This window comes from Micromonospora maritima (assembly GCF_902825405.1).
GTDB lineage: Bacteria > Actinomycetota > Actinomycetes > Mycobacteriales > Micromonosporaceae > Micromonospora > Micromonospora maritima.
This window is the reverse complement of record NZ_CADEAU010000580.1, coordinates 1-3,116: the sequence shown is the minus strand read 5'-3', so window position 1 is coordinate 3,116 and position 3,116 is coordinate 1. Positions and strand designations below refer to the sequence as shown.

The 3,116-nt window shown below is 74.2% G+C and carries 2 protein-coding genes and 2 pseudogenes; 3 read left to right on the top strand and 1 reads right to left on the bottom strand.

Annotation, left to right across the window (positions count from 1 at the left end):
• The 3 genes and pseudogenes from HUW36_RS29390 to HUW36_RS29380 form a co-directional block, all read left to right on the top strand.
• Window positions 1-330, top strand: a pseudogene (locus tag HUW36_RS29390) (NADH-quinone oxidoreductase subunit N); the annotation flags it as partial.
• A 150-nt stretch (window positions 331-480) separates the two neighbouring features.
• A complete protein-coding gene (htpX, locus tag HUW36_RS29385) occupies window positions 481-1,359 on the top strand; it encodes a zinc metalloprotease HtpX (protein WP_174531090.1) in 879 nt (292 codons plus the stop codon).
• A 136-nt stretch (window positions 1,360-1,495) separates the two neighbouring features.
• Complete coding sequence (locus HUW36_RS29380; RefSeq protein WP_174531089.1) at window positions 1,496-2,755, top strand: MFS transporter; 1,260 nt, start codon at window positions 1,496-1,498, stop codon at window positions 2,753-2,755.
• 4 nt (window positions 2,756-2,759) lie between these two features.
• On the opposite strand, the pseudogene HUW36_RS29375 reads toward HUW36_RS29380, so the two are convergent.
• Window positions 2,760-3,116: pseudogene (locus tag HUW36_RS29375) on the bottom strand (hypothetical protein); the annotation flags it as partial.

Below are 3,116 nucleotides of genomic sequence, written 5' to 3'. Positions count from 1 at the left end.
CGGCACCCGTGGGTGGGCGGCGCGTTCGCGCTGGCGCTGATCGGGCTGGCCGGCCTGCCGCCGGGGTTGGCCGGGCTGTCCGCGAAGGTGACGGTGGTGCGGTCGCTGCTGGCCGGGCACGCCGGCTGGCTGGCCCTGGTGGTGGCGGTGAACGCGGTGATCGGCCTGGCCTACTACCTGCGGGTCACCGCGTCCCTCTACGGGACGCCGGCCGGCGCGGCGACGGTCCGGCCCGCGCGGACCGTGGCGCTGGCGCTCGGCGCGGCCACCGTGGCGGCGGTGGTGATCGGCTTCGCGCCACAGCTGGTGCTGGACGTGGCGGCGCGCTGACCGGTTCGTGCCCTGGTGGGCGACCGCTCCAGCGTGTGCACAGCTACATCCAGCCAACTTTCAGCCATGAGTCGGATGGTTGACGGGTACCGGTGTGTTGAACCGGTCAGCGGGCCTCCCGCAAAGGGCCCGTGCACCGAAGGAGAGATCGTGCATCACAACCGTCTCAAGACCGCAGCGCTGCTCGGCCTGTTGACCTCGCTGATCCTCGCGGTCGGCTACTGGTTCGGCGGTAGCGGCGGTCTCGTCATAGCCGTCGTCGTCTCGTTGCTGATGAACGGCGTCACCTACTTCTACTCCGACAAGCTCGCACTGCGCTCGATGCGGGCGCAACCGGTCAGCGAGGCACAGTTCCCCGAGCTGTACCGGATGGTGCGGGAGCTTTCCACCCAGGCCGGCAAGCCGATGCCCCGGCTCTACGTGAGCCCGACGGCGCAGCCCAACGCGTTCGCCACCGGGCGCAACCCGGAGCACGCGGCGGTCTGTGTCACCCAGGGGATCGTGGAGATCCTCGACTACCGGGAGCTGCGCGGCGTGATCGGGCACGAGCTGTCCCACGTCTACAACCGGGACATCCTGATCTCCAGCGTGGCCGCCGGCCTGGCCGGCATCATCACCATGCTGGCCAACATCGCCTGGTTCATCCCGCTCGGCTCCTCGGACGACGAGGACGCCCCGAACCCGGCCGTGCTGCTGCTCACCCTGATCCTCGGCCCGATCGCGGCCACGGTGATCCAGCTGGCGATCAGCCGCAGCCGGGAGTACCAGGCCGACCAGTCCGGCGCCGAGCTGAGCCGGGACCCGCTGGCCCTGGCCAGTGCCCTGCGAAAGATCCACATGGGGACGCAGAGCCGCCCGCTGGCGCCGCAGGGCCAGCTCACCAGCACCGCTCACCTGATGATCGACAACCCGTTCAAGCGGGGCGGCGGCATCGCCGCGATGTTCGCCACCCACCCGCCGATGGAGCAGCGGGTGGCCCGCCTGGAGCAGATGGCCCGCAACTCCGGGCCGGTGCAGTTCCAGCGCTGACCCGACGCACTCCGCACCGCGCCCGCGTCCCACGACGCGGGCGCGGTGGTGTGTCCACCCACAATGCGTTTCCCCCGATCACGTCGCGCCGTTAGGGTCGAAACGTCTCCCGCTCATTACCACCTGGAGGTCGACCGTGGCCGCACTGCGCCAGTACCTGAGCGTCTGGCGGATCCCCGGCGCGCCGATGCTGCTGGTCCTCGGCATCATCGGCCGGCTCGGGATCGGCATGACCCCGCTGGCGCTGCTGCTCGTCGTCGAGCAGGTCACCGGCCGCTACTCCCTGGCCGCCGTCGCCGGCGGCATCTACGCGCTGGCCGGCGCCGCGCTCAGCCCGGTCGCCGGCCGGATCGCCGACCGGGTCGGCCCCACCCCGGTGCTGCTGGCCACCGCGCTGGCCCACCCGCTCGCCCTGCTCGGACTGCTCGCCGCCAGCCGCTCCGGGTCCGGCAACCTCGCCGTGATCTACCTGGCCGCCGGCGTCGCCGGCGCCACCTACCCGCCGCTCACCGCCGCGATCCGGGGCGCCTGGAACGACCTCACCGCACCGGCCACCGGCCGGGCCCACCTGCGCAACACCGCGCTCGCCGCCGAGACCTCGCTCTTCGAGGTGGTCTTCGTGCTCGGGCCGCTGCTGGTGGCCGGCTTCGTGCTCGTCGCCGACGCGTCCGCCGCGCTGATCGGCGCCGCCGTGGTCACCCTGGTCGGCACCGCCACGGTCGCCCTCGGCCGGGTCATGCGCGGCTGGCGTCCGCACCCCCGGGAACACCACGCGCGCGGGCTCGGCCCGCTGCGGGTCGGCGGCTTCCCGGCCCTACTGGTCTGCGTGGCCAGCCTCGGCATCGCGTTCGGCGCCTCCGGCGTGATCGTCCCGGCCTTCGCCGCGAACACCGGCACCGCCGACCCGGAGAGCCTGGCCGGCGTGCTGCTCGCCGTCTGGGGCATCGGCAGCGCCGTCGGCGGTTTCTGGTTCGGCGTCCGCAAGCCGGCCGCCAACATGACCCGCCAGTTCGCCTGGCTGCTCGCCATCGTCGCGGCCAGCCTCGCCGTCTTCGCGGTGATCCCCGACCCGGCCGCGCTCGGCGTCGCGCTGGTGCTCGGCGGCGCCGCCATCGCGCCCGCGCTCACCCTGGAGAACACCCTGGTCGGGCGGATCGCCCCGGCCGGCATGCTGAACGAGGCGTACACCTGGGTGGTCACCATGTCGGTGGCGGCCAGCGCCGCCGGCGGGTCGATCGCCGGGCTGATCGTCGACCACGCCGGCGGCGTGCCGTGGGCGTTCGTCTTCGCCGGGGCGGCGGTCGCCGTCGGGGCCCTGGTCGCCGCGCTGCCGGCCGGACCGATCGCCCGGGCCGAGGCCACCGCGGTACGCGCCGAGCAGTCGCTCGTCGCCTGAGCGCTCACCGGTCGCCGGTCACCACCACCCGCTCCACCCCGGGCAGGCCCTCCACCGCCGTCCGGATCGGCGCCGGGTCCTCGCCGTCCGCCAGCAGGACCGAGGTGCGGACCCGCCCGGTGGCGTCCGGCCGGGACGCGACGGTCCGGCCGCCGCAGCGCAGCCCGACGTCCCCCCGCGCCTGCGAGATCCGGTAGTCGACCTCGCCGATCTGCGGCGCGGCGGCGCCGGGCCGGAACACGACGTCCAGCCGTACGGGCGGGTCGGCGTCACACCGGACCGTCGGCGCGGCGGACGACGACCCCGCGTCACCGCCTGCCGGTCCCGGCGAGGCCGAGGCGGACGAGGCGACCGCGCCGCT